Source organism: Streptomyces sediminimaris (assembly GCF_047049295.1).
GTDB classification, from domain to species: domain Bacteria; phylum Actinomycetota; class Actinomycetes; order Streptomycetales; family Streptomycetaceae; genus Streptomyces; species Streptomyces sediminimaris.
On record NZ_JBJWOT010000001.1, the window covers coordinates 4670298 to 4686646 of the forward strand.

The 16349-nt window shown below is 72.3% G+C and carries 15 protein-coding genes; 12 read left to right on the plus strand and 3 right to left on the minus strand.

Annotation, left to right across the window (positions count from 1 at the left end; genetic code table 11):
* Positions 1–67 precede the first annotated feature (67 nt).
* Complete coding sequence (locus tag ACJ9NR_RS21730) at positions 68–1339, plus strand: polysaccharide deacetylase family protein (RefSeq protein ID WP_412493652.1); 1272 nt, start codon at positions 68–70, stop codon at positions 1337–1339.
* Between the two features lie 7 nt (positions 1340–1346).
* Here the strand turns inward: ACJ9NR_RS21730 and ACJ9NR_RS21735 are convergent, their stop codons facing one another.
* Positions 1347–2327, minus strand: a complete 981-nt coding sequence (locus ACJ9NR_RS21735) for an ATP-binding protein (RefSeq protein WP_412493651.1) — start codon at positions 2325–2327, stop codon at positions 1347–1349.
* A gap of 101 nt (positions 2328–2428) precedes the next feature.
* On the opposite strand from ACJ9NR_RS21735, the gene ACJ9NR_RS21740 reads away from it, so the two are divergent.
* Positions 2429–3253 (plus strand): Fic family protein, encoded by an 825-nt coding sequence (locus ACJ9NR_RS21740; RefSeq protein WP_412493650.1) that lies wholly within the window; start codon positions 2429–2431, stop codon positions 3251–3253.
* A 410-nt stretch (positions 3254–3663) separates the two neighbouring features.
* Here ACJ9NR_RS21740 and ACJ9NR_RS21745 read toward each other — a convergent pair whose 3' ends face one another.
* Positions 3664–4497: an HAD family hydrolase gene (locus ACJ9NR_RS21745; protein ID WP_412493649.1), complete on the minus strand. Its 834-nt coding sequence runs from the start codon at positions 4495–4497 to the stop codon at positions 3664–3666.
* Positions 4498–5073: 576 nt separating this feature from the next.
* On the opposite strand from ACJ9NR_RS21745, the gene ssd reads away from it, so the two are divergent.
* The 7 genes from ssd to ACJ9NR_RS21780 all read left to right on the plus strand — a co-directional run bounded on the left by ssd (position 5074) and on the right by ACJ9NR_RS21780 (position 10100).
* Positions 5074–6186 carry a septum site-determining protein Ssd gene (ssd, locus tag ACJ9NR_RS21750; protein ID WP_412493648.1) on the plus strand — a complete coding sequence of 371 codons (1113 nt, stop codon included), beginning with the start codon at positions 5074–5076 and terminating at the stop codon, positions 6184–6186.
* 71 nt (positions 6187–6257) lie between these two features.
* On the plus strand, positions 6258–7412 hold the full coding sequence (locus ACJ9NR_RS21755) for a TadA family conjugal transfer-associated ATPase (RefSeq protein ID WP_412493818.1): 1155 nt from the start codon (positions 6258–6260) through the stop codon (positions 7410–7412).
* Entirely contained in the window at positions 7409–8278 is an 870-nt protein-coding gene (locus ACJ9NR_RS21760) for a type II secretion system F family protein (protein ID WP_412493647.1), read from the plus strand. The genes ACJ9NR_RS21755 and ACJ9NR_RS21760 overlap by 4 nt, the downstream gene beginning before the upstream one ends.
* Positions 8275–9063, plus strand: a complete 789-nt coding sequence (locus ACJ9NR_RS21765; protein ID WP_412493646.1) for a type II secretion system F family protein — start codon at positions 8275–8277, stop codon at positions 9061–9063. The genes ACJ9NR_RS21760 and ACJ9NR_RS21765 overlap by 4 nt, the downstream gene beginning before the upstream one ends.
* A gap of 77 nt (positions 9064–9140) precedes the next feature.
* On the plus strand, positions 9141–9338 hold the full coding sequence (locus tag ACJ9NR_RS21770; RefSeq protein WP_412493645.1) for a DUF4244 domain-containing protein: 198 nt from the start codon (positions 9141–9143) through the stop codon (positions 9336–9338).
* Positions 9325–9741 (plus strand): TadE family type IV pilus minor pilin, encoded by a 417-nt coding sequence (locus ACJ9NR_RS21775; RefSeq protein ID WP_412493644.1) that lies wholly within the window; start codon positions 9325–9327, stop codon positions 9739–9741. Before ACJ9NR_RS21770 ends, ACJ9NR_RS21775 begins: the two co-directional genes overlap by 14 nt.
* 68 nt (positions 9742–9809) lie before the next feature.
* On the plus strand, positions 9810–10100 hold the full coding sequence (locus ACJ9NR_RS21780) for an Rv3654c family TadE-like protein (RefSeq protein ID WP_412493643.1): 291 nt from the start codon (positions 9810–9812) through the stop codon (positions 10098–10100).
* Here the strand turns inward: ACJ9NR_RS21780 and ACJ9NR_RS21785 are convergent.
* Positions 10075–12570 carry a DEAD/DEAH box helicase gene (locus ACJ9NR_RS21785; protein ID WP_412493642.1) on the minus strand — a complete coding sequence of 832 codons (2496 nt, stop codon included), beginning with the start codon at positions 12568–12570 and terminating at the stop codon, positions 10075–10077. The two genes, ACJ9NR_RS21780 and ACJ9NR_RS21785, sit on opposite strands and share 26 nt — an antisense overlap.
* Positions 12571–12651: 81 nt before the next feature.
* Here ACJ9NR_RS21785 and bldG point away from each other — a divergent pair, with 81 nt between their 5' ends.
* The 3 genes from bldG to ACJ9NR_RS21800 all read left to right on the plus strand — a co-directional run bounded on the left by bldG (position 12652) and on the right by ACJ9NR_RS21800 (position 16275).
* On the plus strand, positions 12652–12993 hold the full coding sequence (bldG, locus tag ACJ9NR_RS21790) for an anti-sigma factor antagonist BldG (RefSeq protein ID WP_003975386.1): 342 nt from the start codon (positions 12652–12654) through the stop codon (positions 12991–12993).
* Positions 12994–13114: 121 nt separating this feature from the next.
* Positions 13115–13546: an ATP-binding protein gene (locus ACJ9NR_RS21795; protein ID WP_412493641.1), complete on the plus strand. Its 432-nt coding sequence runs from the start codon at positions 13115–13117 to the stop codon at positions 13544–13546.
* A 323-nt stretch (positions 13547–13869) separates the two neighbouring features.
* Positions 13870–16275 carry a sodium-translocating pyrophosphatase gene (locus ACJ9NR_RS21800; RefSeq protein ID WP_412493640.1) on the plus strand — a complete coding sequence of 802 codons (2406 nt, stop codon included), beginning with the start codon at positions 13870–13872 and terminating at the stop codon, positions 16273–16275.
* Positions 16276–16349: the final 74 nt, after the last annotated feature.

The following is a 16349-nucleotide window of genomic DNA, read 5'->3' on the forward strand; positions in this document are numbered from 1 at the left end:
CCCGGCAGACCACCAGAAAACGCCTCATAGGCGTTGGTCTTGAGAGAAGGAAGAAGGTGAGCGGAACATGGCCGCCACCCACAGGATCACCACGGGCGCCATGATCGCTGCGGCCTGTGCCGCGTCCGTCGCCGGCTGCGCGCTCGGCTCCGACGGTCACAAGGACGGTGCTCCCGGTCCGCAGAAGGTCAAACCTCCCCGGGCGCCGGGGAGCGTCGTCCGGCTGATCGGCGACGGCTCCACCGCGTACACCGGAGCCCAGCCGCACCTGCCGAGACCGAAGCGGCTCAAGCCCGGCCAGAAGCCACCGCAGTTCGTCGTCTTCTCCTGGGACGGCGCGGGCGAGGACAGCCAGAAGCTGTTCTCCCACTTCCGCAAGGTCGCCAAGGCCAACCACGCGACGATGACGTTCTTCCTCAGCGGCGTGTACATGCTGCCGAAGGAGAAGCGCGACCTGTACAAGCCGCCGCAGCACTCGCCGGGCCGCTCCGACATCGGCTTCAACGACGAGAAGGGCATCGCCGACACCGTGAAGCAGCTGCGCCTGGCGTGGCTGGAGGGCAACGAGATCGGCACCCACTTCAACGGCCACTTCTGCGGCAAGAACGGCGGGGTGGGCGAGTGGTCGGTCGCCGAGTGGAAGAGCGAGATCTCGCAGGCCAAGCAGTTCGTCAAGACCTGGAAGACCAACACCGGCATGACGAAGGCGGCGCCGCTGCCCTTCGACTACGACAAGGAGCTCATCGGCGCGCGCACGCCCTGCCTGGAGGGCCAGAAGAACTTCATGCGGGCCGCGAGCCAGATGGGCTTCCGCTACGACACCAGCGGGGTCAACGAGCAGGTCTGGCCGAAGAAGAAGGGCCGGCTGTGGGACCTGTCCATGCAGCTCGTGCCCTTCCCCGGCCACTCCTACGAGCAGCTCAGCATGGACTACAACTTCATGGTCAATCAGTCCGGCACCCAGACCCAGGGTGACCCCGACAAGTACGACTACTGGGGCGACCAGATGCGCGACGGCCTGCTCAAGGGCTTCCGCCGCGCCTACTACGGCAACCGCGCGCCCCTGATCCTCGGCAACCACTTCGAGTCGTGGAACGGCGGCACCTACATGCGGGCCGTCGAGGAAGTCGTGGAGAAGGTCTGCAACAAGCCCGACGTGCGCTGCGTGTCCTTCCACCAGCTCGCCGACTGGCTGGACGCCCAGGATCCGAAGGTGCTGGCGAAGCTGCGCGACCTGAACGTCGGTGAGGCCCCGAAGCAGGGCTGGGCCCACTATCTGTCGGCCGGCTCCGCCCCGGCCCCCAAGGGCGCGCCCGGGGCGCCGCCGGCCAAGCGGTAACCCCTCCTCACACGGCGGCGCCGACGCCCCCGCCCAGCACGAACCCGGGGTCGACCTGTGCCGCCAGGTCGGCCCCCGTCCGCGCGTTGCCCCAGGCGTGCGCGTTCTTCAGGTGGAAGTGCACCATCTGCCGCGTGTAGCGCTCCGCGTCGCGCAGGTCGTAGGTCGCGTCCGCGGCGATCCGCAGGGCGCGCAGGGCACGGTGGTTGGCGTCCTCCAGGAGCTCGAACCGGGGCGGGCGGCCCTTCTCCATGGCGCGCACCCAGTCCGAGTGGCCGACGCTCACCAGCAGGTCCTCACCCACCTCGGCACGCAGGAAGTCGAGGTCGTCTGGGCCCTGCACCTTGTTGCCCACGACCTTCAGCACGACACCGAAGTCACGGGCGTACTCCTTGTACTGGCGGTAGACGGAGACCCCCTTCCGGGTCGGCTCGGCGACGAGGAACGTGATGTCGAAGCGGGTGAACATGCCGGAGGCGAAGGAGTCCGAGCCGGCCGTCATGTCCACCACGACGTACTCGTCACGGCCGTCCACCAGGTGGTTCAGGCACAGCTCCACCGCTCCCGTCTTGGAGTGGTAGCAGGCGACCCCCAGGTCGGCCTCGGTGAAGGGGCCGGTGACCATCAAACGGACGGCGGTGCCCTCGAGTTCCACCGGCCGGGCGCAGGCGTCGTAGACCGGGTTGTCCTCGCGCACGCGCAGCAGCCGCGAGCCCTCGCCGGGCGGCGTGGTCTTGATCATCGTCTCGGCGGAGGCGATCCGCGGGTTGGAGCCGCGCAGGTACTCCTTGATCAGCGGCAGCCGGTCGCCCATCGCGGGCAGCGCGGCGGCCTCCGCCTCGTCGAGGCCGAGCGCGGCGCCCAGGTGCTGGTTGATGTCCGCGTCCACCGCGACGACCGGCGCCGAGGCGGCCGCGAGATGGCGGACGAACAGGGAGGACAGGGTCGTCTTGCCGCTGCCGCCCTTCCCGACGAAAGCAATTTTCATGTTCACGAAGAGTAGTCGAGTGATAGCTGTATGTGGCAGACGCGCGTGAGGAAGACCACTCAATCGTGGGGTGCGCCCCCGGTGTGGCTAGTGTCGTACTCATGAGTACGACAGGCGCGACCGCCGATCCGCTCGCGGCTCTGGGCTCACTGCCCGGGGTGGCCGAGTCCGTGGAGTCCGTCCGCAAGGCCGTGGACCGGGTCTACGGGCACCGGGTGATGCGGCGCCGCAGCAACGAGATCACCTCCGAGGCTGCGCTGCGCGGCGCCCGCGGTTCCGCGGCGCTGTCCGGCGCCGACTGGGCCCTGGAGGAGGTGCGCCGGCGCAGCGACTTCAGCGGCGAGGAGGACGCGCGCGTGATGGGCGCGGCCCTGCGGCTGACCGCCGAGGCGGGCCAACTGCTGTCCATCTGGCGGCAGTCGCCCCTGCGGGTCCTCGCCCGGCTGCACCTGGTGGCCGCCGCGACCGACGGCGACGAGGTCGGGCGTCCGCGGCAGGCGGGCGAGCCGGTGGACGAGCCGCTGATCGAGCTGGACCTGCCGGGCGCCGGCGAGGCGCACGGCAGGCTGGAGGGCCTGTCCGAGCTGGTCATCGCGGGCAGCTCCGCCCCCGCCCTGGTCATGGCCGCCGTCGTCCACGGCGAACTGCTCGCGCTGCGCCCCTTCGCGTCCCACAACGGCCTGGTCGCGCGCACCGCCGAGCGCATCGTCCTGGTGGGCAGTGGCCTCGACCCGAAGTCGGTCTGCCCGGCGGAGGCGGGCCACGCCGAACTGGGCCGGGCCGCCTACCTCGCCGCGCTCGAGGGATACGTCTCCGGGACGCCCGAGGGGATGGCCGCCTGGATCGCCCACTGCGGCAGGGCGGTCGAGCTGGGCGCGCGTGAATCGACGGCCGTGTGCGAGGCGTTGCAGCGAGGGGCGGCGTAGGGGGCCGCGCAAAAGGAGTGCGGCGGTACGAGGATTCGTACCGCCGCTCACATGCTCACCGGGTTACCAGGCGTCCTCGATAAGTTGCCCATCAGGTCGGGACGTTGCCCGTCACCTGGTGCGGCTGGCCCGTAATCGACGGGTCGACGTCGCGTGGGTGCCCGGTGTGCATGCTCGGTCCGTGGGGCCATATGCGGTTTTAAGGTGATCCTCTCGGATGTCCTTGGTCTCGCGGGCCGTCAACCCCTTTGTACTCCAGGACCGAAGCAAGCGGAACCCCTCGCTGTACTTCTTTACTTTTGGTCTCAAATAGGTTGCAAACGGGCGCCGATGGGCCGAACGGGGTCCGGACGGGCCGGATCCCCCCGGCCGTTGCCGGTGTTGCGGTCGCCTCCGCCGAGACGATCGGCTCAGAGGGGCATCGCCCGGCGGCGGCTGGCGTACCAGACGAGACCGGCGGTGGCCGCGGCAGCACCTATCGCGGCGGCCGCGACGAGGGCCGGACGGGGCGGTACGGAGAAGCCCTGGATCCGCTGCTTGAGCCGGACCGGACGGTGGAAGTCGAGGATCGTCCACCCGCGCGCGAGCGCCTCGCGGCGCAGTGCGCGATCGGGGTTCACGGCGTAGGGATGACCCACCGCCTGCAGCATCGGCAGGTCGGTCGCCGAGTCGCTGTAGGCATAGCAGCGCTCGAGGTCGTAGCCCTCGGAGAGCGCCAGCTCCTTGACGGCCTCGGCCTTCGTGGGGCCGTAGGCGTAGTACTCCATCTCGCCGGTGAAGCAGCCGTCCTCGCCCACGACCATGCGTGTCGCCACCACGCGGTCCGCGCCGAGCAGCTCGCCGATCGGCTCCACCACCTCGGCGCCGGACGTCGACACGATGACGACGTCGCGGCCGGCGGTGTGGTGCTCCTCGATGAGGGAGGCGGCCTCGTCGTAGATGATCGGGTCGATCAGGTCGTGCAGGGTCTCGGCGACGATCTCCCTGACCTGCTGGACGTTCCAGCCGCGGCACATGGCGGAGATCTGCTCGCGCATACGCTCCATCTGGTCGTGGTCGGCGCCGCCCAGGAGGAAGACGAACTGGGCATATGCGGTACGCAAGGCGGTCCTGCGGTTGATCAGTCCGCCTTGGTAGAACGACTTGCTGAACGTGAGCGTGCTCGACTTCGCAATGACCGTCTTGTCCAGGTCAAAGAAGGCCGCTGTGCGGGGCAAGGAGTGGTTTTCCACATCCCTGAGCATAGGCGCAGCCCATTCGGCGTAAGGTGGGGCGCGTGGGTTTGCCTGAGAAGGCTCTCGGGTACACCATGGAAGTCACGGATCGTTCGCGACCGTGCTAACCCGGTCCGGCTCCTCCCCCCCCCGAGTCGGCCGTGGAGACGACCCCCACTCTCCCCCCCGGTGGGGGTCGTCGCATGTCCGGGTGGGTTTTTCCTCTTTTCACGCGGTTGTGCGGCCGCTGTCCGGCGACAGCGGCCGCCTCGTAGCCCTGCCCACGATCCGTCACTCTGCGTAGCTGTCGTGCTGCTCTGCGGCAGTCGCACGGGGGCCGGTGCGGTGTTCACCGGTAAGGGTGACGGCGGTATTCACAGCCGCCGAGTTGTCCACAGTTATCGACCAAGATCCACACGATTTCCCGGACCGCTGCACGGTGATTCAAACGCGCCGCACCTCGGACCGAGTTCATGGCCGGTTCCGGTTTGTCGGACGAGTTTGGCCGGTTCCTATCGGACTTCACATGAAGTCCGGTTGCCGGTTCTTCAGACGTTTGGGAATCGCGTGGCCGAAGGGGCTGGGCGACAGACGCAGCGAAGGGGGATGGAAACCGTGACCGGAGCCGTCACACACGAACCACCGTCCGCCGCCTCGGGGCGGCAGGCCGGACCACTGATCGTCACGGAGGACGCCGACCTGCTCGACGACCTGCTGCGCCTGTGCGCGGCGGCGGGCGCGACACCCGAGGTGCACCACTCGGTCCCGGAGCGCGCGGGCGGCTGGGAGGCCGCACCGCTCGTCCTGGTCGGCGACGACGCCGCGCGCCGGGTGCGCGGGGCCGTGCGTCGACGAGGAGTGGTGCTGGTCGGCCGCGACCAGGACGACTCCGGCGTCTGGCGCCGGGCCGTCGAGATCGGCGCCGACCACGTCCTGGTGCTGCCCGACGGCGAGCAGTGGCTGGTCGACCGCATCGCGGACGTGGTCGAGGGAGTGGGCCGGCCCGCCCTCACGGTGGGGGTCCTCGGCGGGCGCGGCGGGGCCGGGGCGTCCACGCTCGCGTGCGCCCTCGCCGTCACCTCCGCGCGGGAGGGGCTGCGCACCCTCCTCGTGGACGCCGATCCACTGGGCGGCGGACTGGACGTCCTCCTCGGCGGCGAGAGCGCCGAGGGACTGCGCTGGCCCGCCTTCGCCGCCTCCCGCGGCAGGGTCGGCGGCGGCGCCCTGGAGGAGTCGCTGCCCGAGCTCCACTCCCTGCGTGTGCTCAGCTGGGACCGCGGTGACCGCGTCGCCGTCCCGCCCCAGGCCGTGCGGGCGGTACTGGCCGCGGCCCGGCGACGCGGCGGCACGGTGGTCGTCGACCTGCCGCGCCGCGTCGACGACGGAGTCGCCGAGGCGCTCGCCCAGCTCGACCTCGCCCTGCTGGTGGTCCCCGGAGAACTGCGCGCCGTGGCGGCGGCCGGACGGGTGGCGTCCGCCGTCGGCATGGTCCTGCGCGACCTGCGGGTCGCGGTACGGGGGCCGTACGCGCCCGGACTCGACGACCGCGAGGTGGCCCGGCTGCTCGGACTGCCCCTGGCCGGCCGGCTGCCCGTGGAGCCGTCCCTGCTGCGCCCGGGTGAGGGCGGGACGCCGCCGGCGGCCGGTGGACGCGGACCCCTCGCCCGCTTCTGCAAGGAGTTCTGGGAGCGGTGTCTCACCGAGGCGGGTGCCGCGTGAGCACCGGCGCGAAGGCGCCGCGGGCGCTGTGGCGGCAGGCTCGTGCGGCGGCTCCGGCGCAGGGACCGGACATGCCGCCCGGACTGCTGGACGGCGTGCGGCAGTGGCTGGTCGAGAGCGGGGCCGAGCCGACACCCGCGCGCGTGGCGCAGGCGTTGCGGGAGCGGGGGCGGGTGCTCGGGGACACCGAGGTCCTGGGCGCGGCCGAGCTGTTGCGCTGCGAACTGGTCGGCAGCGGGCCGCTGGAGGCGCTGCTCGCCGATCCGGCGGTGAGCGACGTGCTGGTGACGGCCCCGGACCGGGTCTGGGTGGACCGGGGCGGCGGACTGGAGCTGACACCGGTCGCCTTCCCGGACGCGGGGGCGGTGCGACGGCTCGCACAGCGTCTGGCCGCGGTGGCCGGCCGGCGCCTGGACGACGCCCGGCCGTGGGTCGACGCCCGCCTTCCCGACGGGACGCGGCTGCACGCCGTGCTGCCGCCGGTGGCCGTGGGCTGCACCTGCCTGTCGCTGCGTGTCGTACGGCCCCGGGCGTTCACCCTCGACGAACTGGTCGCGGCGGGCACGGTGCCGCCGGGCGGGGAAGACCTGCTGCGGGCGCTGATCGAGGCCCGGCTGTCCTTCCTGATCAGCGGCGGCACCGGCAGCGGCAAGACGACGCTGCTGAGCGCCTTGCTGGGCCGGGTCGGACCCGGCGAGCGGATCGTGCTCGCGGAGGACTCGGCGGAGCTGCGGCCGGACCATCCGCATGTCGTCCGCCTCGAGACCAGACCCGCCAACCAGGAGGGCGCGGGAGCCGTCACGCTGCAGGACCTCGTACGCCAAGCGCTGCGGATGCGGCCGGACCGGCTGGTCGTGGGCGAGGTGCGAGGGCCCGAAGTGCTGCATCTGCTCGCAGCGCTGAACACGGGGCACGAAGGCGGCTGCGGCACGCTGCACGCCAATGCGGCCGCCGGCGTGCCGGCGCGGCTGGAGGCGCTCGGCACGGCGGCCGGGCTCGACCGGGCGGCGCTGCACAGCCAGTTGGCGGCGGCACTGTCGGTCGTCCTGCATCTGGTGCGCGACCGGTCCGGGCGGCGGCGGATCGCCGAGGTGCATGTGCTGGAGCGGGATCCGTCGGGCCTGGTGCGGACGGTGCCGGCGCTGCGGTGGGGCGCGCAGGCGTTCGCGCGTGAGCGCGGCTGGGAGCGGCTGCGGAGGCTGCTGGGCGAGGAGGGGGAACGATGACGGGGATGGGCGGCACGGCGGTGGGCGCCGCCGCGATGTGTGCCGGTGCGGCGGCCGTGCTGATGAGCGGGCGGCACTCCGGGGCGCGGCGGGCGCGGCTGCTGTTCGCTAACGGCGCGGCGGTGGCCGACGGGCCGCCGGCCCGGTGGGACGTGGCCGGTGGACTGCGGCGGATCCGAGGGCGGCTGCGACCGGAGTGGTGGGCGCTGGCCGCCGGGGTGCTGCTGGCGGTGCTGGGCAGGTCACCGCTGCCGGTCGTCGCGGGGGCGGCCGGGGTGCCGTTGCTGCGCCGGCTGAGGCTGGCCGCGCGGGCGCGGCGGGCGCGGGAGCGCCGCGGGGACGCGGTGATCGCGCTGTGCGGGGCGCTCGCCGGGGAGGTGCGGGCCGGGCGGCAGCCGGGCGAGGCGCTGCCGAGCGCGGCGCGGTACTCGGGCGGGCTCGCGGACGCGCGGGCCGCGGTGCTGGCGGCGGCGCGGTTCGGCGGCGACGTGCCGGGGGCGCTCGCCGCGGCGGCCCGGCAGCCGGGCGCCGAGGGGCTGCTGGGGCTCGCCGTGTGCTGGCGGGTGGCCGTGGACCAGGGCGCGGGCCTCGCGGCCGGGCTCGACCGGCTCGAAGCGGCGTTGCGGGCGGAGCGGGACCAACGCGCCGATCTGCGCGCTCAGTTGGCGGGCCCGCGGTCCACCGCGGTCATGCTCGCCGGCCTGCCGGTGCTGGGCCTCGCTCTCGGTGCCGCTCTCGGTGCCGATCCGCTGCGGGTGCTGCTGCACACCGGCGCCGGGCTGGGCTGTCTGTGCGTCGGCGGTGTGCTGGAGGGCCTGGGGCTGTGGTGGGCGATGGGGATCGTACGGCGGGCGGAGGCGGCATGAGCGCGGAAGTCGTCCACAGGCTGGGGGAGGCCTTGGGGGTTCTGCTCGTGTCCGGGTGGCTGCTGCGCCGGCTGGCGCAGGTACGGCGGGAGCGGAGGGTGGCGCGGCGGCCGGCCGCACTGCAGGCGGGCGCCGGGGAGACGCGCCGCGGGGCGCGTCCCGGGTCACCGGACGCCGCGCGGCGGTGGCTGTCCGCGGCGGGGCTGGTGTGCGCCGGGTGGGTCGTGGCCGGCGGACTGGGCGGCGTCGTGCTGGGGCTGGCCGTCGCGGGCGCGTGGTGGCGGTGGCGCGGGAGACAGGCGGCCGCGCAGGGCGCGGAGGCATGCGACCGGGCTGAGGCGGCCCGGCAGCTGCCGCTCGCCGCCGACCTGGTGGCCGCCTGCATCGCCGCCGGAGCGGGGCCCGTGTTCGCGGCGCGGGCCGTGGGCGAGGCCCTGGGCGGTCCTGCCGGGGACGCGCTGGCGCGGGGCGCGGCCGAGGTGCGGCTCGGCGGCGATCCGGCCGGGGCCTGGCGCGAGCTGGCCGCGCTGCCCGGCGCGCACGCCCTGGCACGGCTGCTGGAGCGGGCCGACGTGTCCGGGTTGCCCGCCGCCACGCCGGTCGCGCGGCTCGCGGCCGACGTCCGCGCCGACCGGGCCCGTACGGCGACGGCACGGGCGCGGCGGGCGGCCGTCATGGTCACCGCACCGGTGGGGCTGTGCTTCCTGCCCGCCTTCGTCGCGGTCGGCGTACTGCCCGTGGTGATCGGACTCGCGGGCGGGGTGCTGGGCGGGGGTGGTGGATGACGGAGCGGGGACGGTCGGCGGCGAGCGGCGCTCGACGCGGCGGTTGGGCAATGGAACGGAACCTCACGGGGGTCGGGATGAGCAATGCGGTACGGACGCTGGTGTGCGGGATCAGGGCGGCGCGCAGGGACGCGGGGATGGTCACCTCGGAGTACGCGATGGGGATCGTGGCGGCGGTCGCGTTCGCGGTGGTCCTCTACAAGGTGGTGACGAGCGGGCAGGTCGGCGCGGAGCTGCAGGGCATCGTGGAACGGGCGCTCGATGCACGGATGTGAGCGGGGACCGAAAGGACCCAGGAGGGGCACGGACAGCGGGTTCGTGACGGCGGAGTCGGCCGTCGTGCTGCCTGTGCTGGTGATGTTCACGACGGCACTGGTGTGGGGGCTGCTGGTGGTCGCCGCGCAGATCCGGTGCGTGGACGCGGCGCGGACGGGGGCGCGTGCGGCGGCCCGGCAGGATCCGCCCGGGTCGGTGGTCGAGCTGACCCGTGCGGCGGCCCCGCGGGGAGCACGGGTGACGGTCGAGCGCGAGGGGGACCGGGTCCGCGTGGTCGTGGTGGCGCGGCCGCCGGTGCTGCACGGCCTGCCCTTCGACGTGCGGGAGGAGGCCGTGGCTGAGGTGGAGCGGACGGCGGGGGCCGCGGCTCGGGCGGAGCAGACGGCGGGGGCGGGGACGTGAGGCCCGGCTGCGGGGGACGGGTGCGGTGGGCGCGGGGCGGCGACCGTGGTTCCGCAACCGTCTGGAGCGTGGCTGCGATCGCCGTGCTGTGCGTGGTGTTCGGTGTCGTGCTGGCCCTGGGGCAGGCGGTCGTGGTCCGCCACCGCGCGGCCGCCGCCGCGGACCTCGCGGCGCTGGCCGCCGCGGACCACTGGGCGGACGGCGCTCCGGCGGCCTGTGCCGGGGCCGGGCGGCTGGCCCGGGCGCAGAGTTCCCGGCTGGTGCGCTGCGTGGTCGTCGGCGAGGTGTCGGACGTGACGGTGGCGTCGGGACGGGGGCCGTTCGCGGCGCGGGTCAGGGCGCGGGCGGGGCCCCCGTGACCGGCTCCGGCTCGGCCGTCTCCCCCGGCGCTCCCCGCAGCAGCACCGTCAGCAGCCGGACGGCCCCCCTCTTGTGCAGCGGGTCGTTGCCGTTGCCGCACTTGGGGGACTGGATGCAGGACGGGCAGCCGGCCTCGCACTCGCAGGAGGCGATGGCCCGGCGGGTGGCGGTGAGCCAGGCCCGGGCGGTGTGGAAGGCGCGTTCGGCGAATCCCGCGCCGCCCGGGTGGCCGTCGTAGACGAAGACCGTGGGCAGGAGCGTGTCGGGGTGGAGCGGGACGGAGACGCCGCCGATGTCCCAGCGGTCGCAGGTGGCGAAGAGCGGCAGCATGCCGATGGAGGCGTGCTCGGCGGCGTGCAGGGCGCCGCCGAGGATCTCCGGGCCGATCCGGGCCTCGTCGAGCTGGTCCTCGGTCACCGTCCACCACACCGCGCGGGTGCGCAGCGTACGGGGAGGGAGGTCGAGTTTCGTCTCGCCGAGCACTTCGCCGGTGACGAGACGCCTGCGCAGGAAGGAGACGACCTGGTTGGTGACCTCGACGGAGCCGTAGCAGAGGCGGCCGGAGCCCCAGGGGATCTCGGTGTCGGTCTCCAGGACGGTGATGGACGTCGTGTCGCGGGCGACCGTGGAGTACGACGGGCCGGCCTGCTCGACCAGGGCGACGGAGTCCTCCAGGTCCAGGGAGCGGACCAGGTACGTACGGCCCTGGTGGAGGTGGACCGCGCCCTCGTGGACGGTCGTGTGGGCGGCGCCCGCGTCGACCGTGCCGAGCAGGCGGCCCGTGCCGGACTCGACGACCTGGACCGGGCGGCCGCCCTCGCCGCGGATGTCGGTCAGGTCGGCGGCCCGCTCCCGGCGCGTCCAGTGCCAGGCCTTCGTACGGCGGCGCAGCAGCTTCGCGGCCTCCAGCTGGGGGAGCAGCTCCTCGCAGGCGGGACCGAAGAGCGCGAAGTCCTCGTCGGTGAGCGGAAGTTCCGCGGCGGCCGCGCACAGGTGCGGGGCCAGGACGTAGGGGTTGTCGGGGTCGAGGACCGTGGACTCCACGGGCTGGTCGAACAGAGCCTCGGGGTGGTGCACGAGGAAGGTGTCCAGGGGGTCGTCGCGGGCGACGAGGACGGCCAGTGCGCCCTGGCCGGCGCGTCCGGCGCGCCCCGCCTGCTGCCACAGGGACGCGCGCGTGCCCGGGTAACCGGCGATCAGCACGGCGTCCAGCCCGGAGACGTCGATGCCGAGTTCGAGGGCGGTGGTCGCGGCGAGGCCGAGGAGTTCGCCCGAGTGCAGGGCCTGTTCGAGGGCGCGGCGTTCCTCGGGGAGATAGCCGCCGCGGTAGGCCGCCACGCGGCGGGCCAGGGGGCGGTCGACCTCGGCCAGGCGTTCCTGGGCGATCACGGAGATCAGCTCGGCGCCGCGCCGGGAGCGCACGAAGGCGACCGAGCGGACGCCCTGCACGGTGAGGTCGGTGAGCAGGTCGGCCGTCTCGGCGGTGGCGGTGCGGCGGACCGGGGCGCCCTTCTCGCCCCGCAGCTCCGTGAGCGGGGGTTCCCACAGGGCGAACACCAGCTCACCGCGCGGGGAGGCGTCGTCGGCCACCTCGGCCACCGGCAGGCCGGTCAGGCGGCGGGCGGCCACCGAGGGCTCCGCGGCCGTCGCGGAGGCGAGCAGGAAGACCGGGAAGGCGCCGTAGCGGGCGCACAGGCGGCGCAGCCGCCGCAGCACCTGGGCGACATGGGAGCCGAAGACGCCCCGGTAGGTGTGGCACTCGTCGATGACGACGTACTTCAGCGACTTCAGGAAGGAGGACCAGCGGGGGTGGGAGGGGAGTATGCCGCGGTGCAGCATGTCCGGGTTGGTGAGGACGTAGTTGGCGTACTGGCGGACCCACTCGCGTTCCTCGAACGGGGTGTCTCCGTCGTACACCGCGGGTCGGACGGCATTTTCCAGGGGTTGTGAAAGTTCCTTCACCGATCGGCACTGATCGGCCGCGAGAGCTTTCGTCGGGGCCAGGTAGAGCGCGGTGGCGCCGCGGCCGTTCGGGGCCTCGGAACCGTCCAGGAGGGTGGAGAGCACCGGGACCAGATAGGCCAGGGACTTGCCCGACGCCGTGCCCGTGGCGACGACCACCGAGTCGCCGTCCAGGGCGTGCTCGGCGGCGCGTGCCTGGTGGGCCCAGGGGTGCTCGATGCCGCAGGCCCGCACCGCCGCGACGACCTCCGGGCGAATCCGATCAGGCCAGAGGGCATGGCGGCCCTCGCGTGGGGGCAAGTGCTCCGTATGAGTGATGCGCGAAGCCCGGCTCGGCCCGGAGGCGAGCCGGCCCAGGACCGCGCCCGGTTCCGGCCGGGAGGCGGGCCCCGTCGGGGATCGATCGGATCGGTGATTCTTGGCCATCGGCACCGAGTGTGTCACCGGCGTGACGGACAATGGGACCAAGGCGTCGTGCACGCCTGCCGTTAAGTGATTGAATGCCATCGCGGCTGGCGAACCGTTCCGGGGGCTGAAGCCGAGATGTCCCAAGGGGCGACCGCTCGATAGCAAGGTGCTGGAGGATCCGTGGACCTGTCTCTGTCGACCCGTACCGTCGGCGATCGTACGGTCGTCGAGGTCGGTGGCGAAATCGACGTATATACCGCGCCCAAGCTGCGCGAGCAGCTGGTCGAGCTGGTCAACGACGGGAGTTTCCACCTCGTCGTCGACATGGAGGGCGTGGATTTCCTCGACTCCACCGGGCTCGGCGTGCTGGTCGGCGGACTGAAGCGGGTGCGTGCCCATGAGGGCTCGCTGCGCCTGGTCTGCAACCAGGAGCGCATTTTGAAGATCTTCCGCATCACCGGCCTCACCAAGGTGTTCCCCATCCACACCTCGGTCGAGGAAGCGGTGGCGGCGACCGACTGACCACCGCCGCCCCACGGAGCGGGAAAGGCCCGCTCCCGGGACGGAAGTAGCTCCATGTGGGGGGCCGGGCTTTCGGCGGCCCGGTCCCCCGACAGCACGCCCGTAGTTCTGAGGGGGATGCATGGCCACCGTTGAGCTCCGCTTCAGTGCGCTGCCCGAGCACGTCAGGACCGCCCGGTTGGTGGCGGCGGCGGTGGCGCGCAGGGCCGGAGTGGACGAGGCCGTCCTCGACGAGGTCAGGCTGGCCGTCGGCGAGGCCTGCACCCGTGCCGTCGGACTGCACCAGAGCGCCGGGATCACGGCGCCGGTGAAGGTGCAGCTGGTCGAGGAGGAGAAGCAGTTCTCCATCGAGGTCGGCGACGAGGCGCCGCGCACGGCCCCGGGAGACCGGGCGCCCGGCGCCGCCGGTGAGGACGTGGACAGCGAGGAGGACGAGATGGGCCTCGCGGTCATCAGCGGTCTCGTCGACGACGTCGAGGTGACCGCCGGCGAGCACGGCGGGCAGATCCGTATGACCTGGCCGACCACGCCGCCCACCGCGGTGCTGCCCTGAGTCCCACCCTCAACTTGTGTACCGAAGGGCCCTACGGCGTAGGGCCCTTCGGCATGTCCGCGGCCGGTGCGCGTGCCTACAGTGGATCCGAGCGATCGATTTCGTGAATTACTTCACGATCAATCAGCTGGTAATTCGATCAAGTAAATACCGGCGTCAATGCCCTGGGGGCATTACCCCTTTCGGGTTGTGTGGCGCGAAGTCGATCATTTGCTGAAGAGCATGTGAAGGCTAATTCCGTTTACCGCGGACTGTTTTGATCAGGTTCCGGTACCTAGAATCCGTCCACATCTTGAGCTCAGCCCAAGCGTCAAGGAGGACGAATGGCGGGGCTTTCTACCCCTCATCAGTTGGACCACCCCACCAACCTCGCAGCCGCCGTACTGACGGACGACAACCGGATCATCGTGGCGGTCATCGGGGTCGTCGCGCTGGCCGCACTCGTGGTCGCAGGAGTCCTGGTGCGCCAGGTTCTCGCGGCGGGCGAGGGCACCGACAGCATGAAGAAGATCGCGGCGGCGGTCCAGGAAGGCGCGAACGCCTATCTGGCCCGTCAGCTGCGCACGCTCGGCGTATTCGCCGTCGTCGTGTTCTTCCTGCTCATGCTGCTGCCCGCGGACGACTGGAATCAGCGCGCCGGACGATCGATCTTCTTCCTGATCGGCGCGGCGTTCTCGGCTGCCACCGGCTATATCGGCATGTGGCTCGCCGTGCGCAGCAATGTCCGTGTCGCCGCGGCGGCCCGGGAAGCGACCCCCGCGGAAGGTGAGCCGGAAAAGGACCTCACCACCGTGTCGCACAAAGCCATGAAGATCGCTTTCCGTACGGGCGGCGTCGTCGGCATGTTCACAGTGGGGCTCGGTCTGCTGGGCGCCTCCTGCGTGGTGCTGGTGTACGCGGCCGACGCGCCGAAAGTGCTCGAGGGCTTCGGCCTCGGGGCCGCCCTGATCGCCATGTTCATGCGTGTCGGCGGCGGCATCTTCACCAAGGCCGCCGACGTCGGCGCCGACCTGGTCGGCAAGGTCGAGCAGGGCATTCCGGAGGACGATCCGCGCAATGCCGCGACCATCGCCGACAACGTGGGCGACAACGTCGGCGACTGCGCGGGCATGGCGGCCGACCTCTTCGAGTCGTACGCCGTGACCCTGGTCGCCGCGCTGATCCTCGGCAAGGCGGCCTTCGGCGACTCGGGACTCGCCTTCCCCCTGCTCGTCCCCGCAATCGGCGTGCTCACGGCGATGATCGGCATCTTCGCCGTGGCCCCGCGCCGCTCGGACCGCAGCGGCATGTCCGCGATCAACCGTGGTTTCTTCATCTCCGCGGTGATCTCGCTCGTGCTGGTGGCCGCGGCGGTCTTCATCTATCTCCCGGCGAAGTACTCCGACCTCAACGGCGTCACCGACGCCGCTATCAAGGCCAAGGACGGCGACCCGCGCATCCTCGCGGTCGTCGCGGTGGCGATCGGCATCCTGCTGGCCGCCGTCATCCAGCAGCTGACCGGCTACTTCACCGAGACCAACCGCCGTCCCGTCATGGACATCGGCAAGACCTCGCTGACCGGCCCGGCCACCGTCGTCCTCGCCGGTATCTCGGTGGGTCTGGAATCGGCCGTCTACACCGCTCTGCTGATCGGCCTCGGCGTCTACGGGGCGTTCCTGCTCGGCGGCACGTCGATCATGCTCGCGCTGTTCGCGGTGGCGCTGGCCGGCACCGGCCTGCTCACCACGGTCGGCGTGATCGTCGCGATGGACACCTTCGGACCGGTCTCCGACAACGCGCAGGGCATCGCCGAGATGTCCGGCGACGTCGAGGGGGCGGGCGCGCAGGTGCTCACCAACCTGGACGCGGTCGGCAACACCACCAAGGCCATCACCAAGGGCATCGCCATCGCCACCGCCGTCCTGGCGGCGTCGGCGCTCTTCGGGTCCTACCGTGACGCGATCACGACCGGCGCGCAGGACGTCGGCGAGAAGCTCTCCGGAGCGGGTGCGCCGATGAGCCTGATGATGGACATCTCGCAGCCGAACAACCTGGTCGGTCTCGTGGCCGGCGCGGCGGTCGTCTTCCTCTTCTCGGGGCTGGCGATCAACGCGGTGTCGCGGTCGGCCGGGTCGGTGGTGTACGAGGTGCGGCGGCAGTTCCGCGACAAGCCCGGGATCATGGACTTCAGCGAGACGCCGGAGTACGGCAAGGTCGTCGACATCTGCACCAAGGACGCCCTGCGGGAGCTCACGACGCCGGGTCTGCTGGCGGTCATGGCGCCCATCTTCATCGGGTTCACGCTCGGGGTCGGCGCGCTCGGTGCCTACCTGGCCGGCGCGATCGGCACGGGCACGCTGATGGCGGTGTTCCTCGCCAACTCCGGTGGCGCCTGGGACAACGCCAAGAAACTCGTGGAGGACGGCCACCACGGCGGCAAGGGCAGCGAGGCCCACGCCGCCACGGTGATCGGCGACACGGTCGGCGACCCCTTCAAGGACACCGCGGGTCCCGCGATCAACCCGCTGCTGAAGGTGATGAACCTGGTGTCGCTGCTGATCGCGCCCGCGGTGATCAAGTTCAGTTACGGCGCCGACAAGAACCTCGGCATCCGAATCCTGATCGCGATCCTCGCCCTGCTCGTCATCGTCGGGGCGGTCTACGTCTCCAAGCGGCGCGGTATCGCCGTGGGCGACGAGCCCGGAGCCGAGCGGGTGGCCAACCCGACGGATCCCGCGGTGGTTTCGTAGGCGGTCCCGACGGGCCCTCTCCAAGAGGCGGGCGGGAGGCGCGTATTGACGCGTCGCCCGCCCGTCCCGTGCGT